The 19,052-nt window shown below is 70.1% G+C and carries 18 protein-coding genes; 11 read left to right on the top strand and 7 right to left on the bottom strand.

The annotated features are described in order from the left end of the window. Positions 1-3 precede the first annotated feature (3 nt). Positions 4-369: a type II toxin-antitoxin system death-on-curing family toxin gene (locus tag AC1DG4_RS01710; protein WP_477377491.1), complete on the bottom strand. Its 366-nt coding sequence runs from the start codon at positions 367-369 to the stop codon at positions 4-6. Next, on the bottom strand, positions 366-692 hold the full coding sequence (locus AC1DG4_RS01715) for a CopG family ribbon-helix-helix protein (protein WP_477420414.1): 327 nt from the start codon (positions 690-692) through the stop codon (positions 366-368). The genes AC1DG4_RS01710 and AC1DG4_RS01715 overlap by 4 nt, the downstream gene beginning before the upstream one ends. On the opposite strand from AC1DG4_RS01715, the gene AC1DG4_RS01720 reads away from it, so the two are divergent. The 5 genes from AC1DG4_RS01720 (at position 691) to AC1DG4_RS01740 (ending at position 5,788) form a co-directional block, all read left to right on the top strand. After that, on the top strand, positions 691-1,266 hold the full coding sequence (locus AC1DG4_RS01720; RefSeq protein WP_477377489.1) for a hypothetical protein: 576 nt from the start codon (positions 691-693) through the stop codon (positions 1,264-1,266). The genes AC1DG4_RS01715 and AC1DG4_RS01720 overlap by 2 nt on opposite strands. Next, on the top strand, positions 1,263-2,561 hold the full coding sequence (locus AC1DG4_RS01725) for a sensor histidine kinase (protein ID WP_477377487.1): 1,299 nt from the start codon (positions 1,263-1,265) through the stop codon (positions 2,559-2,561). The genes AC1DG4_RS01720 and AC1DG4_RS01725 overlap by 4 nt, the downstream gene beginning before the upstream one ends. Further along, positions 2,558-3,295, top strand: coding sequence for a response regulator (locus AC1DG4_RS01730; RefSeq protein ID WP_477377485.1), 738 nt, complete (start codon positions 2,558-2,560; stop codon positions 3,293-3,295). The genes AC1DG4_RS01725 and AC1DG4_RS01730 overlap by 4 nt, the downstream gene beginning before the upstream one ends. Before the next feature lie 121 nt (positions 3,296-3,416). Then, the gene (locus AC1DG4_RS01735; RefSeq protein ID WP_477377483.1) at positions 3,417-4,697 is read left to right on the top strand and encodes a serine hydrolase domain-containing protein; all 1,281 of its coding nucleotides are present in this window, start codon (positions 3,417-3,419) and stop codon (positions 4,695-4,697) included. Between the two features lie 74 nt (positions 4,698-4,771). Then, the gene (locus tag AC1DG4_RS01740; RefSeq protein ID WP_477377480.1) at positions 4,772-5,788 is read left to right on the top strand and encodes a magnesium and cobalt transport protein CorA; all 1,017 of its coding nucleotides are present in this window, start codon (positions 4,772-4,774) and stop codon (positions 5,786-5,788) included. 118 nt (positions 5,789-5,906) lie between these two features. Here the strand turns inward: AC1DG4_RS01740 and AC1DG4_RS01745 are convergent, their stop codons facing one another. Next, the gene (locus AC1DG4_RS01745) at positions 5,907-6,947 is read right to left on the bottom strand and encodes a YeiH family protein (protein ID WP_477377478.1); all 1,041 of its coding nucleotides are present in this window, start codon (positions 6,945-6,947) and stop codon (positions 5,907-5,909) included. A gap of 97 nt (positions 6,948-7,044) precedes the next feature. On the opposite strand from AC1DG4_RS01745, the gene AC1DG4_RS01750 reads away from it, so the two are divergent. Together AC1DG4_RS01750 and AC1DG4_RS01755 are read left to right on the top strand one after the other, a co-directional pair. Next, positions 7,045-8,037: a LysR family transcriptional regulator gene (locus AC1DG4_RS01750; RefSeq protein ID WP_477377476.1), complete on the top strand. Its 993-nt coding sequence runs from the start codon at positions 7,045-7,047 to the stop codon at positions 8,035-8,037. 27 nt (positions 8,038-8,064) lie between these two features. After that, the gene (locus AC1DG4_RS01755; RefSeq protein WP_477377474.1) at positions 8,065-9,357 is read left to right on the top strand and encodes a cation:proton antiporter domain-containing protein; all 1,293 of its coding nucleotides are present in this window, start codon (positions 8,065-8,067) and stop codon (positions 9,355-9,357) included. A gap of 20 nt (positions 9,358-9,377) precedes the next feature. Here AC1DG4_RS01755 and AC1DG4_RS01760 read toward each other — a convergent pair whose 3' ends face one another. Next, the gene (locus AC1DG4_RS01760) at positions 9,378-10,679 is read right to left on the bottom strand and encodes an alpha/beta hydrolase (RefSeq protein ID WP_477377472.1); all 1,302 of its coding nucleotides are present in this window, start codon (positions 10,677-10,679) and stop codon (positions 9,378-9,380) included. Positions 10,680-10,805: 126 nt separating this feature from the next. After that, on the bottom strand, positions 10,806-11,243 hold the full coding sequence (locus AC1DG4_RS01765; RefSeq protein ID WP_477377470.1) for a hypothetical protein: 438 nt from the start codon (positions 11,241-11,243) through the stop codon (positions 10,806-10,808). 179 nt (positions 11,244-11,422) lie between these two features. Between AC1DG4_RS01765 and AC1DG4_RS01770 the strand changes: the two genes are divergently transcribed. The 3 genes from AC1DG4_RS01770 (at position 11,423) to AC1DG4_RS01780 (ending at position 16,315) form a co-directional block, all read left to right on the top strand. Then, positions 11,423-12,961, top strand: coding sequence for a Re/Si-specific NAD(P)(+) transhydrogenase subunit alpha (locus tag AC1DG4_RS01770; RefSeq protein ID WP_477377468.1), 1,539 nt, complete (start codon positions 11,423-11,425; stop codon positions 12,959-12,961). Beyond that, the gene (gene pntB / locus AC1DG4_RS01775; RefSeq protein WP_477377466.1) at positions 12,958-14,355 is read left to right on the top strand and encodes a Re/Si-specific NAD(P)(+) transhydrogenase subunit beta; all 1,398 of its coding nucleotides are present in this window, start codon (positions 12,958-12,960) and stop codon (positions 14,353-14,355) included. Before AC1DG4_RS01770 ends, pntB begins: the two co-directional genes overlap by 4 nt. Before the next feature lie 238 nt (positions 14,356-14,593). Then, positions 14,594-16,315 (top strand): phospholipase C, encoded by a 1,722-nt coding sequence (locus AC1DG4_RS01780; RefSeq protein WP_477377464.1) that lies wholly within the window; start codon positions 14,594-14,596, stop codon positions 16,313-16,315. A gap of 138 nt (positions 16,316-16,453) precedes the next feature. On the opposite strand, the gene AC1DG4_RS01785 is transcribed toward AC1DG4_RS01780, so the two are convergent. Beyond that, positions 16,454-18,088, bottom strand: coding sequence for an acyl-CoA dehydrogenase family protein (locus tag AC1DG4_RS01785; protein ID WP_477377462.1), 1,635 nt, complete (start codon positions 18,086-18,088; stop codon positions 16,454-16,456). A 47-nt stretch (positions 18,089-18,135) separates the two neighbouring features. Further along, positions 18,136-18,672 carry a GNAT family N-acetyltransferase gene (locus AC1DG4_RS01790; protein WP_477377460.1) on the bottom strand — a complete coding sequence of 179 codons (537 nt, stop codon included), beginning with the start codon at positions 18,670-18,672 and terminating at the stop codon, positions 18,136-18,138. Positions 18,673-18,872: 200 nt separating this feature from the next. On the opposite strand from AC1DG4_RS01790, the gene AC1DG4_RS01795 reads away from it, so the two are divergent. Beyond that, entirely contained in the window at positions 18,873-19,019 is a 147-nt protein-coding gene (locus tag AC1DG4_RS01795; protein ID WP_477377458.1) for a hypothetical protein, read from the top strand. Positions 19,020-19,052: the final 33 nt, after the last annotated feature.

Below are 19,052 nucleotides of genomic sequence, written 5' to 3' on the forward strand. Positions count from 1 at the left end.
CCGTCAGCCCCTGACGTGCGCCGCGAGGGACTCGGCGATCTCGCGGAGGTCGAGGCGGCTCTGCGCCGTCCCGAGTACGAGGTCGAATGCGGTCTCGGTGTCCATGTCGATGCGGACGCCGTTGAGCTCGAGGAACGTCAGCGTGAGGATCCACGAGAATCGCTTGTTGCCGTCGTAGAGCGGATGGTTCTGGGCGAGAGAAGACATCAGCGCGGCGGCCTTGACCTCGATCTCCGGGTACGCCTCGACGCCGAACATCGAGCTCGCGGGGCGGGAGAGGGCGGAGGAAAGCAGCCCGATGTCGCGGACTCTCAGTCCGAGCGCGTCGAGGACTCCCACGGCCTGAGGGAGCTCGACGTATCGGATCATGCGTCCTCGAGCTTCGTGATCAGCTCGGCGTAGCGGTCGGCGACGCCGAGCGCGATCGACACGGCCTCTGTGGTCGTGACCTCCTCGCGCACGAACCTGTCGGCCGCTTCGATGAGCAGCGCGTGCTTGGAGGTGTGACGCTGTGCCGCGAGCTCGCTCAGTTGCGCGTCCAGCTCTGCCGGGATCCGCACTGTCATGGCCATACCAGAATGGTACCATCGCTCCACGGCCGCGCCGATGGCCGGATCTCCACCCGTCCACCCGAGGATCTCCACCCGCGGGTGGTGCCGGCGGATCCGGGATCCGAGGAGCATCGAGGACATGAACCTCACGCTCCTCTCCAACGTCCTGCTGATCCTCGTCGCCGTCGGCGTGATCGCCGTGCGGCAGATGACCTGGCGCCCCGTGCTCGGGGGCCGCGATTGGATGTTCCCCGGCCTCGCCGCCGTGGTGGGCGCCGCGCTGCTCCTGCAGTCCCTGAACGGACGCGCGCTCGGCGTGATCGATGTCGTCGCATTCCTCGTCGAGGTCGTGATCGCTCTCGGAGTCGGCCTGGGGATGGGCGCGATCGCCCACATCCGGCCGATCGCCCGTCCCGCCGGATATGCCGCCGACGCGTCGGGTCTGTCAGGGAAGGCGGCGGCCAGGGCGCTCGCCGATTTCGAGACCCGTACCGGGGCGTGGGGACTCGCGCTCTGGATCGTGCTGATCGGAGTGCGGGTGGGCCTGACGTTCGCCTTCGAGAGCCTCGGATCCCACCTCGGCATCTCGACCGGGATGATCCTCCTCGTTCTCGCCGCGAACCGCGCCACCCGGATCCTCGTGCTGCACAACAGGGTGGAAGGTCTGCGCCGCACTCACGCGCAGGGCGGATCCGCGCGCATCATGGTCTCGTGAGCTCGTTCCGCCTGCCGCCCGTCGCGGCGACGACCCCCTGGAGCGCCGGCATCAACCTCGCCGGCGCTCTCGCCGTGACCTACGGGCTGTGGCGCGGTGCCCCGCACCTCGCGCCCTGGGTGGTCGCGGCCGTGGCGGTGGGGCTCGTCGCGTGGGTGGCTCGCATCCTGCTCGCGACGCGGTGGGGAGCGCGGACAGACGGCGTCCGCGACCTGGAGCCCGCCGCCGCGCCACGGGGGCGGACCCGCGCACGCGCGCTCGGCGCGAGCCTGTTGGCGGTGATGCTGCTCGTGGGCGCGCTGACCGCGATCCCCACGCAAGGGCTCGGCGTCGCGCTCCTCGTCGTCGCGGTGCTCGTCGTGACCAGCGACCCCGCATCGGCGCCTCTGGTCTGGGGCACGGCAGTGCTCGCCGGAGCCCTCGGGATCGCTGTCGGAACGGTGCTCGTGCTCGTCGGTCTCGGAGGACCCGGAGAGGTGAACGTGCTCGGCCTGCTCGCGGTGATCGCCGGGCTGGTGCTCGCGGTGTTCGTCGGGTTCGGACGCCGGGCGCAGCGCGTGCTGCTGGCGGAGCGGGAGCGCGCGAGCGCCGAGGCGCTGCGGGCGCAGGCCGCGGCCCACCGCATCGCGATCGCACGCGACCTGCACGACGTGCTCGCGCACAGCCTGGGCGGCCTCGTAGTGCAGCTGGATGCGGTCGAAGCCCTGCTCGACGCAGGTGACACCGAGAAGGCGTCCGCTCGGGTGGCGGCGGCGCGCGGACTCGCGGTCGAGGGGTTGGGCGAGGCCCGCGAGGCGGTACGGGCGCTGCGCGAACCGGAGCCCGAGACCGGATCCGTCTCCGCGGATCCGGTCGCGCCGGCGGCCGTCGAGACGCGGATCCGCGCGCTGGTCGGTGCGCATCAGGGCGTCCGGCTCGACGTCACCGGCGTCTCGCATCCCACGTCCGCCGCGCTCGCCGAGGCGCTCGTCCGCGCGGTGCAGGAGGGGCTCAGCAACGCGCGCAAGCACGCGCCGGGCGCAGCGGTGCGAGTCGGACTCGTCTGGCATCCTGACCATGTGGAGTGCACGATCGAGAACACCGTCCCCGCGGCACCGGCCGAGGACCGCGGGCTCGCCGCGACCGGGGGCGGCTACGGGCTGCGCGGTGTGCGCGAGCGCTTCGCCGTGCTCGGGGGCACGGTCCAGGTTGGCGTGGTGCCCGGGGCGTCGAAAGGCGCGGAGGCTAGCCCGGCGAACGATCCTGACACCGACGCCCCCGACCGTTTCGTGCTGCGGGCGGAGGCTCCGGCATGACCGCGCGGATCCGTATCGTGCTGGCCGATGACCAGGCGATCATCCGCGACGGACTGGAGACGGTGCTGAACCTCGTCGAGGACTTCGAGGTGGTCGGTACCGCTGCCGACGGAGCCGAGGCCGTGGCGCTCATCGCCGCCGAGCACCCCGATGTCGCCCTCATGGATCTGCGGATGCCGGTGCTGGACGGAGCGGCCGCGACCCGGCGGGTCACCGCCGAGACGCCGGAAACCGCCGTGCTGGTGCTCACGACCTTCGCCGATGACGCCGACATCGTCGCCGCGCTGCGCGCCGGTGCGCGCGGATACCTCACCAAGGATGCGGGACGCGCGGAGCTCGCCGCCGCGATCCGCGCGGTCGCCGCCGGGCAGTCCACGTTCTCCGCGCCGGTGCGCGACGTGCTGCTGGGACGGATCGACGCCGCCGCAGCGGGGACGAATGCCGCGGGGGCCGAAGCGGCAGAGACGCCCGCCATGGAGCCGGGAACGACCGCCGTCACCGAACACGACGCGGATCCCGCCTCGGCGGACGCTCTCGCTGCGCGCTTTCCCGCACTCACCGCGCGGGAGCGCGAGGTCTACGCCCTCATCCTGCAGGGGCGGTCGAACGGCGAGATCGCTCAGACGCTCTACGTCGGGGTCGCCACCGTGAAGACGCACGTCAACGCGCTCTTCGCCAAGCTCGGTGTTCGCGACCGCGCGCAGGCGATCGCGAAGGGGCTGGGGCGCGCCTGAGACGGCGCGAGCACTCGGAGATCCGACATCACGATCTTCACCCGATATCCGAGATCATCCTCAGGGATGACGGCGCCCTGAGAAGGGCCGCTTACAATCGTGAGGAATGTCAGGGGGGCGAATGCGTGGGATCACAGGGCGTCGAGTGGGGGCGCTGGTCGCTGGTGTCGTTGCGGCGACGCTCGCGCTGAGCGGCTGCTCGGGCAACGCGGAGACCCCTTCGTACACCCCCAAGCCGCAGGTGCAGGGCGAACTGCCGTCCGACATGAAGGACCAGATCAAGGCGGCGGTCACGCGCGCCATGGCGCAGAGCGGCTCGAGCGGCGCGATCGTCGGCGTGTGGGCGCCGTGGGGTGGTTCCTACGTCACCGGCCTCGGCACGGTGTCCGCTGAGGACAAGTCGCCGGTGAGCGCGGACATGTCCTTCCGCATCGGCGACGTCACCCGGCTGATGACGTGCGATGTGCTGTACGCGCTGGCCGACACGGACAAGGTCAAGCTCGACGCCTCGATCACCGAGTACGTCTCCGGTGTGCCGGATCTGCAGGACGTCACCCTCCTAGACCTGTGCAACGGCACCGGCGGGATCGGGTCTTCTCAGGCGACGGCGATGCCGATGATGCTGAGCAACCCCGAGCGCGAGTGGGATCCGAAGGAGCTCGCCTCCTACGGCCTCGCTCAGAACCGAACCCCTCCGCACACCGGCTACCGCGATTCCGACGCCGGCTACCTGCTGCTCGGCCAGGCGCTCGAGCGCGCCTCGGGGCAGACCGCCGCACAGCTCATCCGACAGTATGTGACCGCCCCGCTCGGGCTGAACTCGACGTCGCTGCCCGGATCCAGCGCAGCGGCCCCCGCTCCGTCGCCCGCTCTGAACGGGTCGTACACCGCCCAGGTCAACGGCGCCTACCAGTGCGGGAAGCCCACCGACATCACCGTGAGCTCGTCGAGCAACGGCTACACCGACTCCGGAGCGGTCTCCACGATCGAGGATCTCGGCCGGTACGTACAGGCCGAGGCCGCGCAGGCGCTGCGTCTGAAGAAGACGCCGAAGCGCTTCGGCACGCCGCTTCCGATCGCCGACGGCGCACCGAGCTGGTACCAGTCCACCGGCGGGGCGAAGCTGGTCGGATCCATGATCGGCCAGCACGGCGGCACGCCAGGCTATCTGACGGCGGCGTACTCCGACCCGACCACCGGCTTCACCATCGCCGTAGTGCTGAACGACTCCACGGCCGGCGACACGTTCATCGGAGATCTCGCGTTCGAGCTCGCAGCGATCGCCTCCAAGGCGCCCGTCGGCAAGGGCGGGACCGCACCGGAGTTCGCGCTGCCGTTCACCTCGGACGACTACGCTAAGGCGGTCGACGGCGCGGCCATCTGCCCGCTGCCGCAGGGCTGACCGGTCCGCTCGACGCCTCCCCGCGCTTCGGCGGCCACGCAGGCCCAGGCACGCGCACGACCCGAGGAGCAGCCATGGCGATCGTCGACAACGGCATCTATGTGGACGGCGTCCGCACCGACACCCCGCACACGCTGGATGAGACCTTCGAGCTCCTGCACGCCCGCGAGGGCATGGGCTGGATCGGGCTGTACCGCCCCAGCGAGGAAGAGGTGCGTCAGGTCGCCGCGGAGTTCGGGCTGCACGAGCTCGCGGTCGAGGACGCGCTGACCGGGCATCAGCGCTCGAAGCTCGAGCGCTACGGGGAGACGCTCTTCATCGTCCTGCGCCCCGCCCGCTACCTCGACGTCGCGGAGGAGGTCGAGTTCGGCGAGCTGCATGTGTTCGTGGGCCCCAACTTCGTCGTCACCATCCGGCACGCCGAGACGCCCAGCCTGAGCCGGGTGCGCGGACGGATGGAGCACGATCCGGAGCTGCTCGCCCGCGGCCCCGAGGCCGTGCTCTACGCGATTCTCGACGAGCTCGTCGACGAGTACTCGCCGGTGCTCGCGGGCCTCGAGAACGACATCGACGAGATCGAGGCGCAGCTGTTCCTCGAGGAGTCCGACGTGACCCAGCGCATCTACGAGCTCTCCAGCGAGGTCATCGACTTCCAGAAGGCGACCCAGCCGCTGCAGCCGATGCTGGAGAACCTGCTGCGCGGATCCGCGAAGTACGCGGTGGACTTGGAGCTGCAGCGCTACCTCCGCGATGTGCTGGACCACATCCTGACCCTGTCCGAGCGGGTATCGACCTTCCGCGCCAACCTCGACAACGCGCTCACCGTGGAGGCGACGATCGTCGCCCGGCGCCAGAACGAGGAGATGCGCCGGATGACCGAGGAGAGCGTCCGTCAGGGCGAGGAGGTCAAGAAGATCTCCAGCTGGGCGGCCATCTTCTTCGCGCCGACGATCGTGGCCGGCATCTACGGCATGAACTTCGAGGTGATGCCGGAGCTGAAGTGGGCCGCCGGCTATCCGATGGCGATCGGGCTCATGGTCGGCGGGGCGTTCGTGCTGTACCTGGTCTTCAAAAAGCGCGGCTGGCTGTAACCGGCAGCCGTCCATCCCGGGTTCAGGTCGCGATCTCGGCGCCAAGCGACGCCGGGAAGCGCCGAAGTCGCGACCTGAACGGGAGCATCGCGACCTGAGCGGCGGCGTCCGAACCCTGTCAGCGCCCGAACCCGGTCAGCGCGATCACCGCGAGGGCGGTGGCGGTGACCAGGATCCACAGGATCGCGCCGAGCACGAGCGGCCGCCAGCCGGCTCGGCGCAGCGCGGTGACGTCTGTGGACAGGCCGATCCCGGCCATCGCCGTCGCGATCAGGAATCCGCTGGCGTGCACCATGGCTTCGCGAGGACCTGCCGGGATCAGCCCGAGGGATCCGATCACCGCGACGACGAGGAATCCGACGAGGAACCAGGGCACGAGTCCGATCGCTCCGCGCAGCGTCATCCGTCGCCTCTCGGCGGCACGTCGCGACTCGATCACCGAGAGCCCGATCGAGATCGGGATGATCATGAGAGTGCGCACGAGCTTCACCACGACCGCGTAGCCGAGCGCCGCCGCGCCGAAGACGCCGGCCGCCGCGACGACCGAGCTCGTGTCGTTCACGGCGGTGCCGGCGAGCAGCCCGAAGGTGTGCGGATCCATGCCGAGAGCATGGCCGAGCAGCGGGAAGAGCACCACGGCGAGGATGTTGAAGACGAAGATCGTCGACACCGCGTACGAGACCTCGGCGCTCAGCGCACCGATCACGGGCGAGACCGCCGCGATCGCGGAGGCGCCGCAGATGCCCGTGCCGACGCCGATCAGGGTGCGCAGGCGCCGCGGCACCCGCAGGGCTCTCCCGATGATCCACGTGCCGACCAAGCACACGGTGAGGGTCGACAGCATCACCGGCAACGACTCCGCCCCCACGCGCAGGATCGCGTCGAGCGACAGCTGCGCGCCCAGGAGCACCACCGCCACCTGCAGCAGGAACTTCCCGGAGTACTCCACTCCGGGCTGGAAGCGCGCGCCCGGCCGGCGGATCACGGCGACCACCACACCGATCACGATCGCGGGAAGGGCGGATCCGAGCACCGGGACCGCCGCGCCGATCAGGGTGGCGACGGCGGCGATCGGCACGGTGAGCGCCAGTCCCGGCAGCACGTCCGCGCCCCGCAGCGCGAGGCGGAGCGGGAACGTGCGGGCGGGGCGGAACATCATGGATCCAGCCTCGTCCGCGCTCTGCGCCCGCGGTATCCCGCGGCACTCGATAGGGGTACAGTCAAGAACTGTGGCGAGTACGGTGACAGACGGATCTATGCCGGACATCGGATCGCTCGAGCTGCTGGTCGCGGTCGTGCGCACCGGCTCGATCTCGGGTGCGGCGCGGGAGACCGGCGTGACCCAGCAGTCGGCGTCCGCACGGCTGCGCGCGGTGGAGCGCCAGCTCGGGCTGTCGCTGTTCCACCGTGCTCCGTCGGGCACACGGCCCACGCTCGAGGGCGAGGTCGTCGCCTCCTGGGCGGACGACGTGCTGGCGGCGGTGGGACGATTCCGCGCGGCGACGCGCACACTGCGCGGCGAGAGCACGGCACGGCTCACGGTCGCCGCGAGCCAGACGGTCTCGGCGCGCCTGCTGCCGCAGTGGCTGGTCGCGCTGCGGCGGCGACAGGTCGCCGCAGGGCGCACCCCGACGGCGGTGCAGCTGCTGTCCGGCAACAGCACGGATGCCGAGGCCCTGGTGCGCGACGGGCGGGCCGACCTCGCGTTCATCGAGTCGTCCGAGGTGCCCACGGATCTCGGCGCCACGACGGTCGACCACGACGAGCTCGTGCTCGTCGTCGCCCCCGAGCGGGCGTGGGGCCGGGACGGACCCGTGCCCTTTGAGGAGGCCGCGGACGAGGCGCTCGTCGCGCGCGAGCAGGGCAGCGGAACCCGGCGCGCGTGGGAGGACGAGGTGCGCCGAAGGATGGGCCGGGATGCGGCGGAGCCCGCGGTGGTGCTGCCGACCTCGGCCGCGGTGCGCTCGGCGGTCGCGGACGGGTTGGGTGCCGCCGTGATGTCCCGCCGCGAAGCCGCCGACGACATCCGGCTCGGCCGGCTCCGCGCGGTGCGGACGACCGGGGAACCGGTCATCCGCCCGATCACGGCGCTCTGGCGCGGGGGATCGCGGGATCTCTCCGTCGTGGGCCGGGAGCTGATCGAGGTGGCGGTGGCGACGGCACAGGAACAGGCGGCGCCCTTCGTCTCGCCTTCGGCTCGCTCAGGGACCGGCCCGACACCACCTGCTGGCGGCCGCTCGGCACGGTAGTCTCGCCTCGTACTCGGGAGGAATCGGATGCCGCCGTTCGTGCTCATCGGCCTTGCGGCCGTGATGCTGTGGTCTGTGGTCTCGCACCGCTTCGAGCGCTGGGGCGTGGCGGGTCCCGCCATGCTGCTCGTGCTGGGTGCCGCGACGACGGTCTGGAACATCGAGGCCTACGGGGCGGCGATCGACTCGCCGATCACAGAGAAGGTCGTCGAGATCATTCTCGCGATCCTGCTGTTCGCAGATGCCACCGAAGTGCGCGGCGGGATCTTCGGCGGTGAGGGTCGGGTCATCGCGCGCCTCGTCCTGATCGCGCTGCCGCTGTCCCTCATCCTCACGGCGATCGCCAGCGGCTGGCTGATCCCGGAGTCGTTCGCCGTGATCGGCGTGATCGCCTGCGTGATCATGCCGACGGACTTCGCACCCGCGACGCGTCTGCTGCGATCCCGGCTGCTGCCCGAGCGGATCCGGTCGATCCTGAATGTGGAGAGCGGCTACAACGACGGTCTCGTCTCGCCGATCTTCGGTATGGCGCTCCCGATCGCCGTCGTGCTCTCGCCGATCATCCGCGGCTTCATCGAGACCGGATCCGACACGCTCACGATCGAGGACAAGGATCTGGGTCACAGCGTCGACAAGTTCCTCGAGGCGTTCCTCAATGCGGTCCCCGCGACGCTCGTGGCGGTGGCGATCGGAGTGGTGCTCGGAGGCCTGGTCGGGTTGGCCCTCCGCGTCACGCGCGCCCGGGGAATCGCGGACGAGGGCGGGGCGCGCTTCGCGATGGTGCTGCTGCCGCTGATCGCCTATGGCATCGCGACGATCCCCGTGCTCGAGGCGAACGGCTTCGTGGCGGCGTTCGTCGCGGGGCTCATCTACCGCGTCACCCGCACGCGCGGCATGGAGGAGCGCGTGATCCCGCACGCCGAACTGCTGCTCGTGGAGGAGGTCGGCACCCTCACCGCGAACTTCGTCTGGTTCATGCTCGGCGGCGCCGCCCTCATCGTCTTCACGACGCCCTTCGACTGGCAGATCGTGCTCCTCGTCCTGCTGGCGCTCACGGTGCTGCGCCTCGGGCCGGTGTACCTGTCACTCCTGCGCAGTTCGGTGTCCCGCGTCGACCGCGTCAAGATCGGCCTGCTCGGCCCGCGCGGCACCGCCACGATCGTCTTCGGCCTGCTCGCGTACAACGCACTCCCCGAGGAGGACGGCAGTCTCGTGCTCACGATCATGGTCGTCACCGTGGTCGGCAGCATTCTGCTGCACGGCGTCGCCGCCCCGTTCGCCCTGCGTGCTCTCGATAAGCGACGCGTGGCGCGAGCCTGACCGGCGGGAGATCCGCCCGGTCAGGGGGCCGAGAGCCCGAGGTGCTTGTAGAGAAGTTCCATCGCGGGCGGGATACCGCCGGACAATGCGCCGCTGACATGTTCCGCGCCAGGGACCACAAAGTACGACGTTGTGAAGCCGGCCTGCTCCGCGAGCGTCTTGTTCTTCTCCACTCCAGGCGTGAACGCGACATCCCTCGCTCCGACGGTGAAGACCGCGAGGTGGTCCGCGTAGGCCCCCGGATGCTCCGCGATCCCGGCGGCGGGCTTGTTCGCGTCGAACTTCGCGAAGTCCCCGTCGAAGATCTTCGCGATGCGATCACGCGATTCTTCGGCGCCAGGGTAGACGTCGGGGGATATCGCGATGATGTTGGTCCAGAGATTCGGTTGATGAGTCGCCCAGGTGAAAGCGCACGCGCCGCCGTTCGAGTAGCCCATGATCGTCCAGTCCTTGTGGTCGAGCATGACGTTGAGGTTCTTCGTCGCGTAGGCGGGGATGTCGACGTTGAAGTAGGTCCACACTCCTCCGATCGCTGTGGAATCGACGCACATGGGATCCAGCCCTGAGGTGCCCAGCTGGTCGGCCACGATGACGATCGGCGCCAGTCCGTTGTTCTTCGCGGCCAGCGCGTCGAGGCTCGCCGCGAGATCGGTCGCATCCGGATATCCCGGGTAGCCCATCATCATGACGACGAGGGGGAGGCGCGGGGGTGACTTCGTCTGCGCCGCCGGCGGCAGGTAGAGAATTGCCGGGCGGGCGGCGAAGTTCCGGCTCGACGGGATCGCCTTGTCGCCCGCGAGTTTCGAGACCGTGCCCTTCTTCGGCATGTCAGCCGGCGGCTTCCAGGTCCGGTACAGCGGGCCAGCGATCGGGGTGGTCGGTGCGGGTTTGGGGAGGTTCTTGGCATCCTGAGCGGTCGAGAACCCGAACATCGAGCCGATCGTCCGGTTGATGCCGAAGGCGGCGTTGACACCCAGGGTCGTGGTCAGAAGCGACAGGATGATCACCAGCACGGCGACGACCTTTCGCCACGCGCTGCGCTCCCACACGGACACGATGCCGATCAGCGTCGCGGCGAAGCCTGCGGGGACCCAGAAGGAGCAGGCGAACGGCAGCTGTCCGCCGAAGGCGTTCGTGGCGTTGGCCCAGAGCACCAGCGCCACTCCGCCGCCGATCCCCGCGGCGAGTGCGAGGACGATGCGCCACAGCCAGGCGGGCGTGGGGCGGCGGATCAGGAGCACGACGACGCCGACGACGGTCAGGCCCCAAACGATGAGGGGGAGCGGCCCGTCGATGACGGCGAGCGCGAAGAACCAGTTCATCGAAGGCTCCTTGTCCAGTGGCCGATATGTCAGGGCGAGGCAGCAGTGACTATAGTCGCCGGATTTCGCACGCTCCTGTGCCGTCCCAGCGAGGTCAGCCCGCACGCCGGACGGAGCCCGCGGTGCTCAGCTCTCGGAAGGCTGCCGCGTGTACACCCCGCGCACGAGGGGGGAAGGCTCCGCATCGGCGGGTACGGCGGTGTCCAGCTCGAAGGCGAGCCGATCGCCGTCCGCACGCAGCCGGGTCACGGTGCGGCCGCGATCGGAGCGGCGCTCGAGCACCAGGGCATCGCCCTCCCAGGTCGCGGTGCCAGGGGTCGCGGGCGTGAAGCCGTAGGTGTCGAACCACCAGAATCCTGCTCCGGCGACCACTGCGTGCGCCACGAGCGGCGCGTCTTCGGCCCCGTCGCGCGATTCGACGTAGTCAAGGAGGATGCCGTCGGGGCCGGGCTCGACGCTCAGGGCGCCGCGGGCGGATCCCGCCGAGGTCCAGGCCGTCGGGAAGAGCTCCTCCGTCCCCGTCCAGTCGCCGAGCAGTCCCCTGAGCCGTGGATCCGGTGCCATGTCTGCGAGCCTACGCGGTGCCCGTACCGCGTTGCCAGGGCGCAAAGAACCGCGAATCTTTGCGCGTAAGATCGCGAAAAGCCAAGGGTCTCCGCCGCCCATCTCAGTACTCTGAGCAGGTTGTCCGGGCGAGGTCGCCTGGAGTCCCGTCATTGCAGACGGGTACAGAGGAGGTAGCTATGGCAGTCATCGGCATCGTGCGCGAGCCTGCGGGCGAGTCGCGCGTGGCCGCGACCCCGGCGACGATCGCGTCGCTGCGGAAGCTCGGTCACGACGTGGTCGTGGAGCGCGGAGCAGGATCCGACGCGTCGTACCCCGACGAGGCCTACGCGGCCGCGGAGGCGACGCTGGTCGGGCGCGAACAGGCGTGGGGAAGCGAGATCGTCCTGGCGATCACGCCACCCGATCCGGAGCGGATCGCCCTGCTCTCCGACGGGGCGACGTTCATCGCGCTGCTCTCGCCGGCGCTGCGCCCCGACCTCGTGGAGTCCCTCGCGCAGCGCGGCATCACCGCGCTCGCCCTCGACGCCGTGCCGCGCATCTCGCGCGCGCAGTCGATGGACGTGCTGAGCTCGATGGCGAACATCGCCGGCTACCGTGCCGTGGTCGAGGCCGCGCACGAGTTCGGCCGGTTCTTCACCGGCCAGGTGACCGCCGCCGGCAAGGTGCCGCCGGCCAAGGTGCTCGTTGCGGGAGCCGGCGTCGCCGGCCTCGCGGCGATCGGCGCCGCATCGAGCCTGGGCGCGATCGTGCGCGCCACGGATCCGCGTCCCGAGGTGGCCGACCAGGTCACCTCGATCGGCGGCGATTACCTGCCGGTCGACGTGGCCGTGTCGACCTCCGCCGACGGCTACGCCAAGGCCACGAGCGAGGACTACGACCGCCGCGCCGCCGAGATCTACACCGAGCAGGCCGCCGACGTCGACATCATCATCACCACGGCCCTCATCCCGGGACGCGCCGCGCCCCGGCTGATCACCGCGTCGGACGTGGCCGCGATGAAACCGGGCAGCGTGATCGTCGACATGGCGGCGGGCCAGGGCGGGAACGTGGAGGGATCCGTCGCCGGGGAGCGCATCGTCACCGGTAACGGCGTGATCATCCTCGGCTACACCGACCTCGCCTCCCGCCTGGCCGCCCAGGCCTCGCAGCTGTACGGCACGAACGTCGCCAACCTCGTCGCCCTGCTCACCCCGGGCAAGGACGGCGTGCTCACGATCGACTTCGATGACGTCGTGCAGCGTTCGGTCACTGTCGTGCGCGACGGCGCCGTGACCTGGCCGCCCCCGCCCGTGCAGGTCGCGGCCGCCCCCGCCAAGGCGGGCGCCGCGGCGCCCGTCGAGATCCCCGCCAAGAAGAGCATGTCGGCGGGGCGCAAGGCCCTGCTCGTCGTGCTCGGCATCGCCGCGCTGTTCGCGGTGAACGCGTTCGCTCCCGCACCCCTGCCGCAGCACTTCACGGTGCTGACGCTCTCGGTGGTGATCGGCTTCTACGTGATCGGCAAGGTGCACCACGCGCTGCACACACCGCTCATGTCGGTGACCAACGCCATCTCCGGCGTCATCGTGGTCGGCGCCATGCTGCAGATCACCGATTCGAATCCCATCGTCCAGGTGATCGCGGCGATCGCGGTCCTGCTCGCGTCCATCAACATCTTCGGAGGGTTCGCGGTCACCCGCCGCATGCTCGCCATGTTCACGAAGGGCGGCCAGAAGTGACCGTCGGGGCTCTCTCCACCGCCGCATACATCGTTGCGGCCCTGCTGTTCATCCTCAGCCTCGCCGGTCTCAGCCGGCACGAGACCGCGCGTTCCGGCGTGATCTTCGGCATCTCCGGCATGGCCATCGCCCTCGTGGCGACCGTGTCGCTCACCGTCGCGCACGCCTGGTCCGGCGGCGCCGTGATCGGCCTGGTCTTCCTGCTCGTCGCGGTGCTCGTGGGGGCCGGGATCGGCCTCTGGCGCGCCAAGGTCGTCGAGATGACGGGCATGCCGGAGCTCATCGCGCTGCTGCACAGCTTCGTCGGTCTCGCCGCGGTGCTGGTCGGCTGGAACGGCCACCTCGCGCACGCGGAGATCGCACCCTCGCTGGTCGGTATCCACAACGCCGAGGTGTTCATCGGCATCTTCATCGGAGGCGTGACCTTCACCGGATCCATCGTCGCCTACCTGAAGCTGTCGGCGCGGATCTCCTCCAAGCCGCTCATGCTGCCGGGCAAGAACCTACTGAACGTCCTGGCACTCGTCGGGTTCCTGGTGCTCACGGTGTGGTTCGTGATCGATCAGCAGCTGTGGTTGCTCATCGCGATCACCGTGCTCGCGTTCGCACTGGGCTGGCACCTGGTCGCCTCGATCGGCGGTGGCGACATGCCGGTCGTCGTCTCGATGCTGAACAGCTACTCCGGCTGGGCGGCGGCCGCCGCGGGCTTCCTGCTCAACAACGATCTGCTCATCGTCACCGGTGCGCTGGTCGGATCCAGCGGTGCCTACCTCTCGTACATCATGTGCAAGGCCATGAACCGCTCGTTCCTGTCCGTCATCGCCGGCGGCTTCGGGATCGCGGCCCCCACGAGCTCCGACGAGGAATACGGCGAGCACCGCGAGATCACGGCGGAGAGCGCGGCCGAGATGCTCACCGCGGCGAAGAGCGTCGTGATCACGCCGGGCTACGGAATGGCTGTCGCGCACGCGCAGTATCCCGTCGCGGATCTCGTGCGGCGTCTGCGCGAGCGGGGTGTCGGCGTGCGCTTCGGGATCCATCCCGTGGCTGGCCGGCTTCCCGGCCACATGAACGTGCTGCTCGCCGAGGCGAAGGTGCCGTACGACATCGTGCTGAGCATGGAGGAGGTCAACGACGATCTCGCGTCGACCTCCGTCGTACTCGTGATCGGTGCGAACGACACGGTCAACCCCGCGGCATCGGAGGATCCGGGCAGCCCCATCGCCGGGATGCCGGTGCTGCGCGTCTGGGAGGCCGAGAACGTGATCGTGTTCAAGCGTTCGATGGCCGCCGGTTACGCGGGCGTGCAGAACCCGCTGTTCTACCGCGAGAACGCGCAGATGCTGTTCGGCGACGCCAAGCAGCGCGTCGAGGACATCATCGCCGCTCTCTGATTTCGGTTCGACGTGCGCACTTGGCCGCATCTGCCCGTCCGATGCGGCCAAGTGCGCACTTTCACCCAGGAGCGTTCCTGAGAGAAGTCGATGGATCCGGTGAACGGATCGGGAACCTTGGCCGGGGGCCCTTTCGCCAGGGAGCGCGCGGGCCTACCGTCGGTGCGGGACCCGATGCCGGGAGAGCCTGGCGTCCTCCGCGGCACCGAGGCCCCTTCCCCTCACGAAAGGCTCCTCGATGTCCCCTTCTCGACTCGGCACGGCCGGGGCGCTCGGCGCTCTCGTCCTGGCCGTCGCGGCCGGCGTCTCGGCCGGCGCCCTGCCCGCCGCCGCCTCCGCGCACCCCGCTGCTGCGGCATCCTCCCCGATCCAGCACGTCGTCGTGATCTTCGGTGAGAACGTCTCCTTCGACCACTACTTCGCCACCTACCCGAAAGCCGCGAACACCGCGGGCGAGACGGTTCAGGGTACGGGGGCCGCGGCCTCTTCGTTCACGGCGGCCAAGAGCACGCCGTCCGACATCGCCACGCTCGCGAATGCCGGCCTGCTCGCACCGAACAACCCCAACACGGCGCAGCCGAAGCGGCTCACCCCCGGTCAGGCCGTCACCTGCGACCAGGATCATGAGTACCTCGCCGAGCAGAAGGCGTATAACGGCGGTGCCATGGACCGCTTCGTCGAGAACACCAGCACTGACACCTGCGGAAACCCGGGCGATCCCCGCTACGCGACGCCGGGCATGACGATGGACTACTACGACGGCAACACCGTCACCGGGCTGTGGAACTACGCCCAGCACTACGCGCTCAGCGACAACAGCTTCTCCGACACGTTCGGCCCGTCCAGCCCCGGTGCGCTGAACCTCGTCTCGGGCCAGACGCACGGCGTGATCAGCGTGGATCCGTTCACCGGAGCGCAGACCGCGGTGCCCGACGCCTACACGGTGAAGAGCCCGAACGCGCAGGGCGTCGGCACCATGACGGAGGATCCGGATCCCGCCTTCGACGACTGCTCCGACAACAGCCATGCGAAGAGCTACGCGCTCGCCGCGATGCAGGGCCGCAACATCGGCGACCTGCTGAATGAGAAGAACGTGTCGTGGGGCTGGTTCCAGGGTGGATTCACGCCGCAGAGCACCAAGACGATCAAGGGGGTCGACTACGCGCAGTGCACGACGTCGCACACGAACATCGCCGGCGTCTCGTCGACCGACTACAACCCGCACCACGAGCCGTTCCAGTACTTCGCATCGACCGCCAACCCGCACCACCTCGCACCGGCCTCCGACGCCGAGATCGGGCACGCCGGCCAGGCCAACCACCAGTACGACATCACCGCCTTCAACAAGGTCGTCGACACCGACAACATGCCGGCGGTCTCGTACCTGAAGGCCCCGAACTACCAGGACGGTCACGCGTCGTACTCCGACCCGATCGATGAGCAGGCGTTCGTCGTGAACGAGATCAACGCGATCCAGAAGTCGAACAACTGGGGCTCGACGGCGATCGTGCTCGCGTACGACGACTCCGACGGCTGGTACGACCATGTCGCGGCGACGGTGACCAACGCGTCGAACGACCCACAGAACGATGCGGCCTGGTGCCTCGACGCGGCGGCCTCCGGCACACCGGTCCTCGGTGGCTACGCCGACCGCTGCGGGCCCGGGCCGCGTCAGCCGCTCCTCGTGATCTCGCCGTTCGCGAAGAAGAACTTCGTCGACCACACCGTCACTCAGCAGTCGTCGATCTCGCGGTTCATCGAGGACAACTGGGGCCTGGGCCGGTTGGGCGACGGATCGCTGGACGCGGTCGCCGGGTCGCTCGGCAACATGCTCGACCTGTCCCACCCGCGCAAGGATGCGTCGCTGACGCTGGATCCGGCCACCGGCACGATCGTCCCGCCGGCCTACTGCGCCGGAAACAACGGCAAGCACCTCGGCCAGGGCGGCGGCTGCAGCTGACCTCGCGCTGAGCCGGGGTCACTCCCGGAGTCGGGCTCCGCTCTCGTCGAGGGCGGAGCCCGATCGGGCCCAGTGCCGGCACGACCGTCGCCGGTACGACCGTCGCCGGTCGCGACTGCCGTCGGCGATCGCCCCGGCTCAGCCGGCGTGGCGCTCGACGATCGCGGAGGCGGCCACCGCCGGCATGGCGCCGTAGAGGAATCCGCGCGCCCCGCCCAGGCGCGATGACGCGAACGCATCGGCGACCGCGGCCGGGGCATGCCGCACGAGCAGCGACGCCTGCAGGGCCACCGCGAGCGCCTCGGTGAGCCGGCGCGCACCGGCCTGCGCATCGGCGGATGCGGGATCCCGCTGCGCTGCCCGGAGAAGCCGCTCGGTGTCTGTGACGTGCCCGTCGAGCCGCGCATCCGCGCCCTCCGCGAGGCGCACCTCGGCGAGCAGGGCGTCGGCGGTCTCGGGCTCGCGGGCGATCGCGCGCAGCACGTCGAGCGCGATGACGTTGCCGGATCCCTCCCACACCGCCATGACGGGCTGCTCGCGATAGCGCCGGGCGAGCGGGAACGCCTCGGTGTAGCCGTTGCCACCGAGGCACTCCAGCGCCTCGTACGCGTGACCGGGGCCGCGCTTGCAGATCCAGTACTTCAGCACCGCGGTCGCCAGTCGCCGGAACGGCTCGTCCGCCGCGGGGGCATCCGCGTCGTAGGCGGCCGCGACGCGCAGGGATGAGGTGATCGCGGCCTCGGCCTCGACCGCGAGATCGGCGAGCACCTGCGTCATCGCGGGCTGCTCGGCCAGCAGCCCACCGAACGCTGAGCGGTGCTGCGCGTGCCAGATCGCCTCGGCCGTCGCCTGTCGCATACCGGCGGCCGAGCCGAGCATGCAGTCCAGCCGGGTCTGGTTGACCATCTCGATGATCGTGCGGACGCCGCGGCCCTCCTCGCCGACCAGCCAACCCGTCGTGGCGTCGAACTCGACCTCGCTCGAGGCGTTCGCCCGGTTGCCGAGCTTGTCCTTGAGGCGCTGGATGAGGAACGGGTTGCGGGATCCGTCGGGCAGCACGCGCGGCACGAGGAAGCAGCTCAGCCCGCCGGGCGCCTGCGCGAGCACGAGGAAGCCGTCCGACATCGGCGCGGAGCAGAACCACTTGTGCCCGGTGAGGATCCAGGATCCGTCACCGGCCGGCGCCGCGGACGTCCGGTTCGCGCGCACATCGGATCCGCCCTGCTTCTCGGTCATCGCCATCCCGAACAGGGCGGAGGTCTTGCCGGTTGCGAGTGCGGGCGAGTAGTCCCGGGAGAACAGGCGCGGGATCCACTCTTCCTGCAGCCCGGCTGATGCGAACTGCTGCAGCGCCGGCACCACCGCGTGCGTCATCGAGACGGGGCAGGCGTGCCCCGGCTCCGCCTGTGCGAAGAGCAGGAACTGCGCGGCCCTGGCGACCTGTGCGCCCGAACGCTGATGCGCCCAGGCGGCGGTGTGCGCCCCGGCGGCGACGGCAGCCGAGAGGACGCGGTGGTATGAGGGGTGGTACTCGACCTCGTCGATGCGTCGTCCCCAGCGATCGAACGCCACGAGCTCGGGCTCATGCACGTTGGCGAGCTCTGCGTCGTGCTGGAACGCGGCGGATCCGACCAGCTCCCCGGTCGCGACCAGCTCCGGCACGGCCCACGACGCGCCGTGACGCCGTACGCCCTCGACGAGTGGCAGATCGAAGGAGAACTCGTCGATGCCTTCGCGCGGCGGCGCCTGGTTCGTGACGGTGTGCGTCGCCATGCGGATCCCCTTCGATCGTCTGGTTTCGACCGTACGCCGTGGGCGGATCAGTCGGTGCCGCGCGCTAGCCACTCGGAGCGGAGCAGACCCATCCGCACGATGTCCTCGTAGTGGCCGCGCACCCAGGCGTGCTCGCGCTGGCGCCCCTCGACGACGAAGCCCGCCTTCTCGTAGATGTGGAGCGCCGCCGTGTTCGATGCGATCGCCTCGAGGTGCACCCTGCGCAGGTTCGCCCGCACGAACGCGAACTCGATGATCTGCGCGATGGCCTCCGTGCCGATGCCTCGGCCGCGTGCCGACGCGGCGAGAGCGATGCCCACCTCCGCCGTCCCGGTGAAGCCGTCGATGTCGAACAGGCTCACGGTGCCGACGGGTTCTCCCTCGACGTCGATCACGAAGCCGAGGTTGCCGTTCGGATCCGCGTCGTACTCGGCCACGCGCGCCTCCCAGCCCTTTCGCGTCATCGCCGCGGGGCGGAGCGGACTGCGCTGCTCCCAGCTTTCGAGCTCCGCGGCGAGGGCGTAGAGCGCGTCGTAGTCGGCTTCGGTGCGGGCACGGAGGGTGATGGCGGGACGCGGGGACATGGGGACACGCTACCCGCGGGCGCGGACATCCGGGCCCCGCAGGCCTGCGCGAACCGGTCCATGGCGGACCTTGTCAACCCCCGGAAGGCGGCATAGCCTGCCGACAGAGAGACGGGATCCGGCCTCGTCGTGAGAGATCGGCGCCGACGAGGGCGTCGACGAGGGCGTCGCCGGCCGGATCCGCCGCGAAGGAGGACGAGATGGGCCACGACGAGGACGAGGACAAGGTCGAGGAGCAGGAGGCCACCGCCGGCGGCCCGCCCGTGGACGAAGACGACGGGGGCCTGATCCCGCCGCCGGAAGTGGACACGATGCTCGGTTTCGAGGGGTCGATCGAGGGGCTCTGACGAAGGGCGCTGTCCTCGGTCGGTGATCCGGGC

The organism is Microbacterium sp. 05N427, from assembly GCF_056397105.1.

Coding starts and splice junctions, on each gene's coding strand:
- AC1DG4_RS01795 (WP_477377458.1), top strand. CDS start 18,873: ATGGGCCACGACGAGGACGAGGACAAGGTCGAGGAGCAGGAGGCCACC.
- AC1DG4_RS01740 (WP_477377480.1), top strand. CDS start 4,772: ATGGCGATCGTCGACAACGGCATCTATGTGGACGGCGTCCGCACCGAC.
- AC1DG4_RS01730 (WP_477377485.1), top strand. CDS start 2,558: ATGACCGCGCGGATCCGTATCGTGCTGGCCGATGACCAGGCGATCATC.
- AC1DG4_RS01780 (WP_477377464.1), top strand. CDS start 14,594: ATGTCCCCTTCTCGACTCGGCACGGCCGGGGCGCTCGGCGCTCTCGTC.
- AC1DG4_RS01760 (WP_477377472.1), bottom strand. CDS start 10,679: ATGAACTGGTTCTTCGCGCTCGCCGTCATCGACGGGCCGCTCCCCCTC.
- AC1DG4_RS01790 (WP_477377460.1), bottom strand. CDS start 18,672: ATGTCCCCGCGTCCCGCCATCACCCTCCGTGCCCGCACCGAAGCCGAC.
- AC1DG4_RS01735 (WP_477377483.1), top strand. CDS start 3,417: ATGCGTGGGATCACAGGGCGTCGAGTGGGGGCGCTGGTCGCTGGTGTC.
- AC1DG4_RS01720 (WP_477377489.1), top strand. CDS start 691: ATGAACCTCACGCTCCTCTCCAACGTCCTGCTGATCCTCGTCGCCGTC.
- AC1DG4_RS01745 (WP_477377478.1), bottom strand. CDS start 6,947: ATGATGTTCCGCCCCGCCCGCACGTTCCCGCTCCGCCTCGCGCTGCGG.
- AC1DG4_RS01750 (WP_477377476.1), top strand. CDS start 7,045: ATGCCGGACATCGGATCGCTCGAGCTGCTGGTCGCGGTCGTGCGCACC.
- AC1DG4_RS01710 (WP_477377491.1), bottom strand. CDS start 369: ATGATCCGATACGTCGAGCTCCCTCAGGCCGTGGGAGTCCTCGACGCG.
- AC1DG4_RS01765 (WP_477377470.1), bottom strand. CDS start 11,243: ATGGCACCGGATCCACGGCTCAGGGGACTGCTCGGCGACTGGACGGGG.
- AC1DG4_RS01755 (WP_477377474.1), top strand. CDS start 8,065: ATGCCGCCGTTCGTGCTCATCGGCCTTGCGGCCGTGATGCTGTGGTCT.
- AC1DG4_RS01770 (WP_477377468.1), top strand. CDS start 11,423: ATGGCAGTCATCGGCATCGTGCGCGAGCCTGCGGGCGAGTCGCGCGTG.
- AC1DG4_RS01715 (WP_477420414.1), bottom strand. CDS start 692: ATGTCCTCGATGCTCCTCGGATCCCGGATCCGCCGGCACCACCCGCGG.
- AC1DG4_RS01785 (WP_477377462.1), bottom strand. CDS start 18,088: ATGGCGACGCACACCGTCACGAACCAGGCGCCGCCGCGCGAAGGCATC.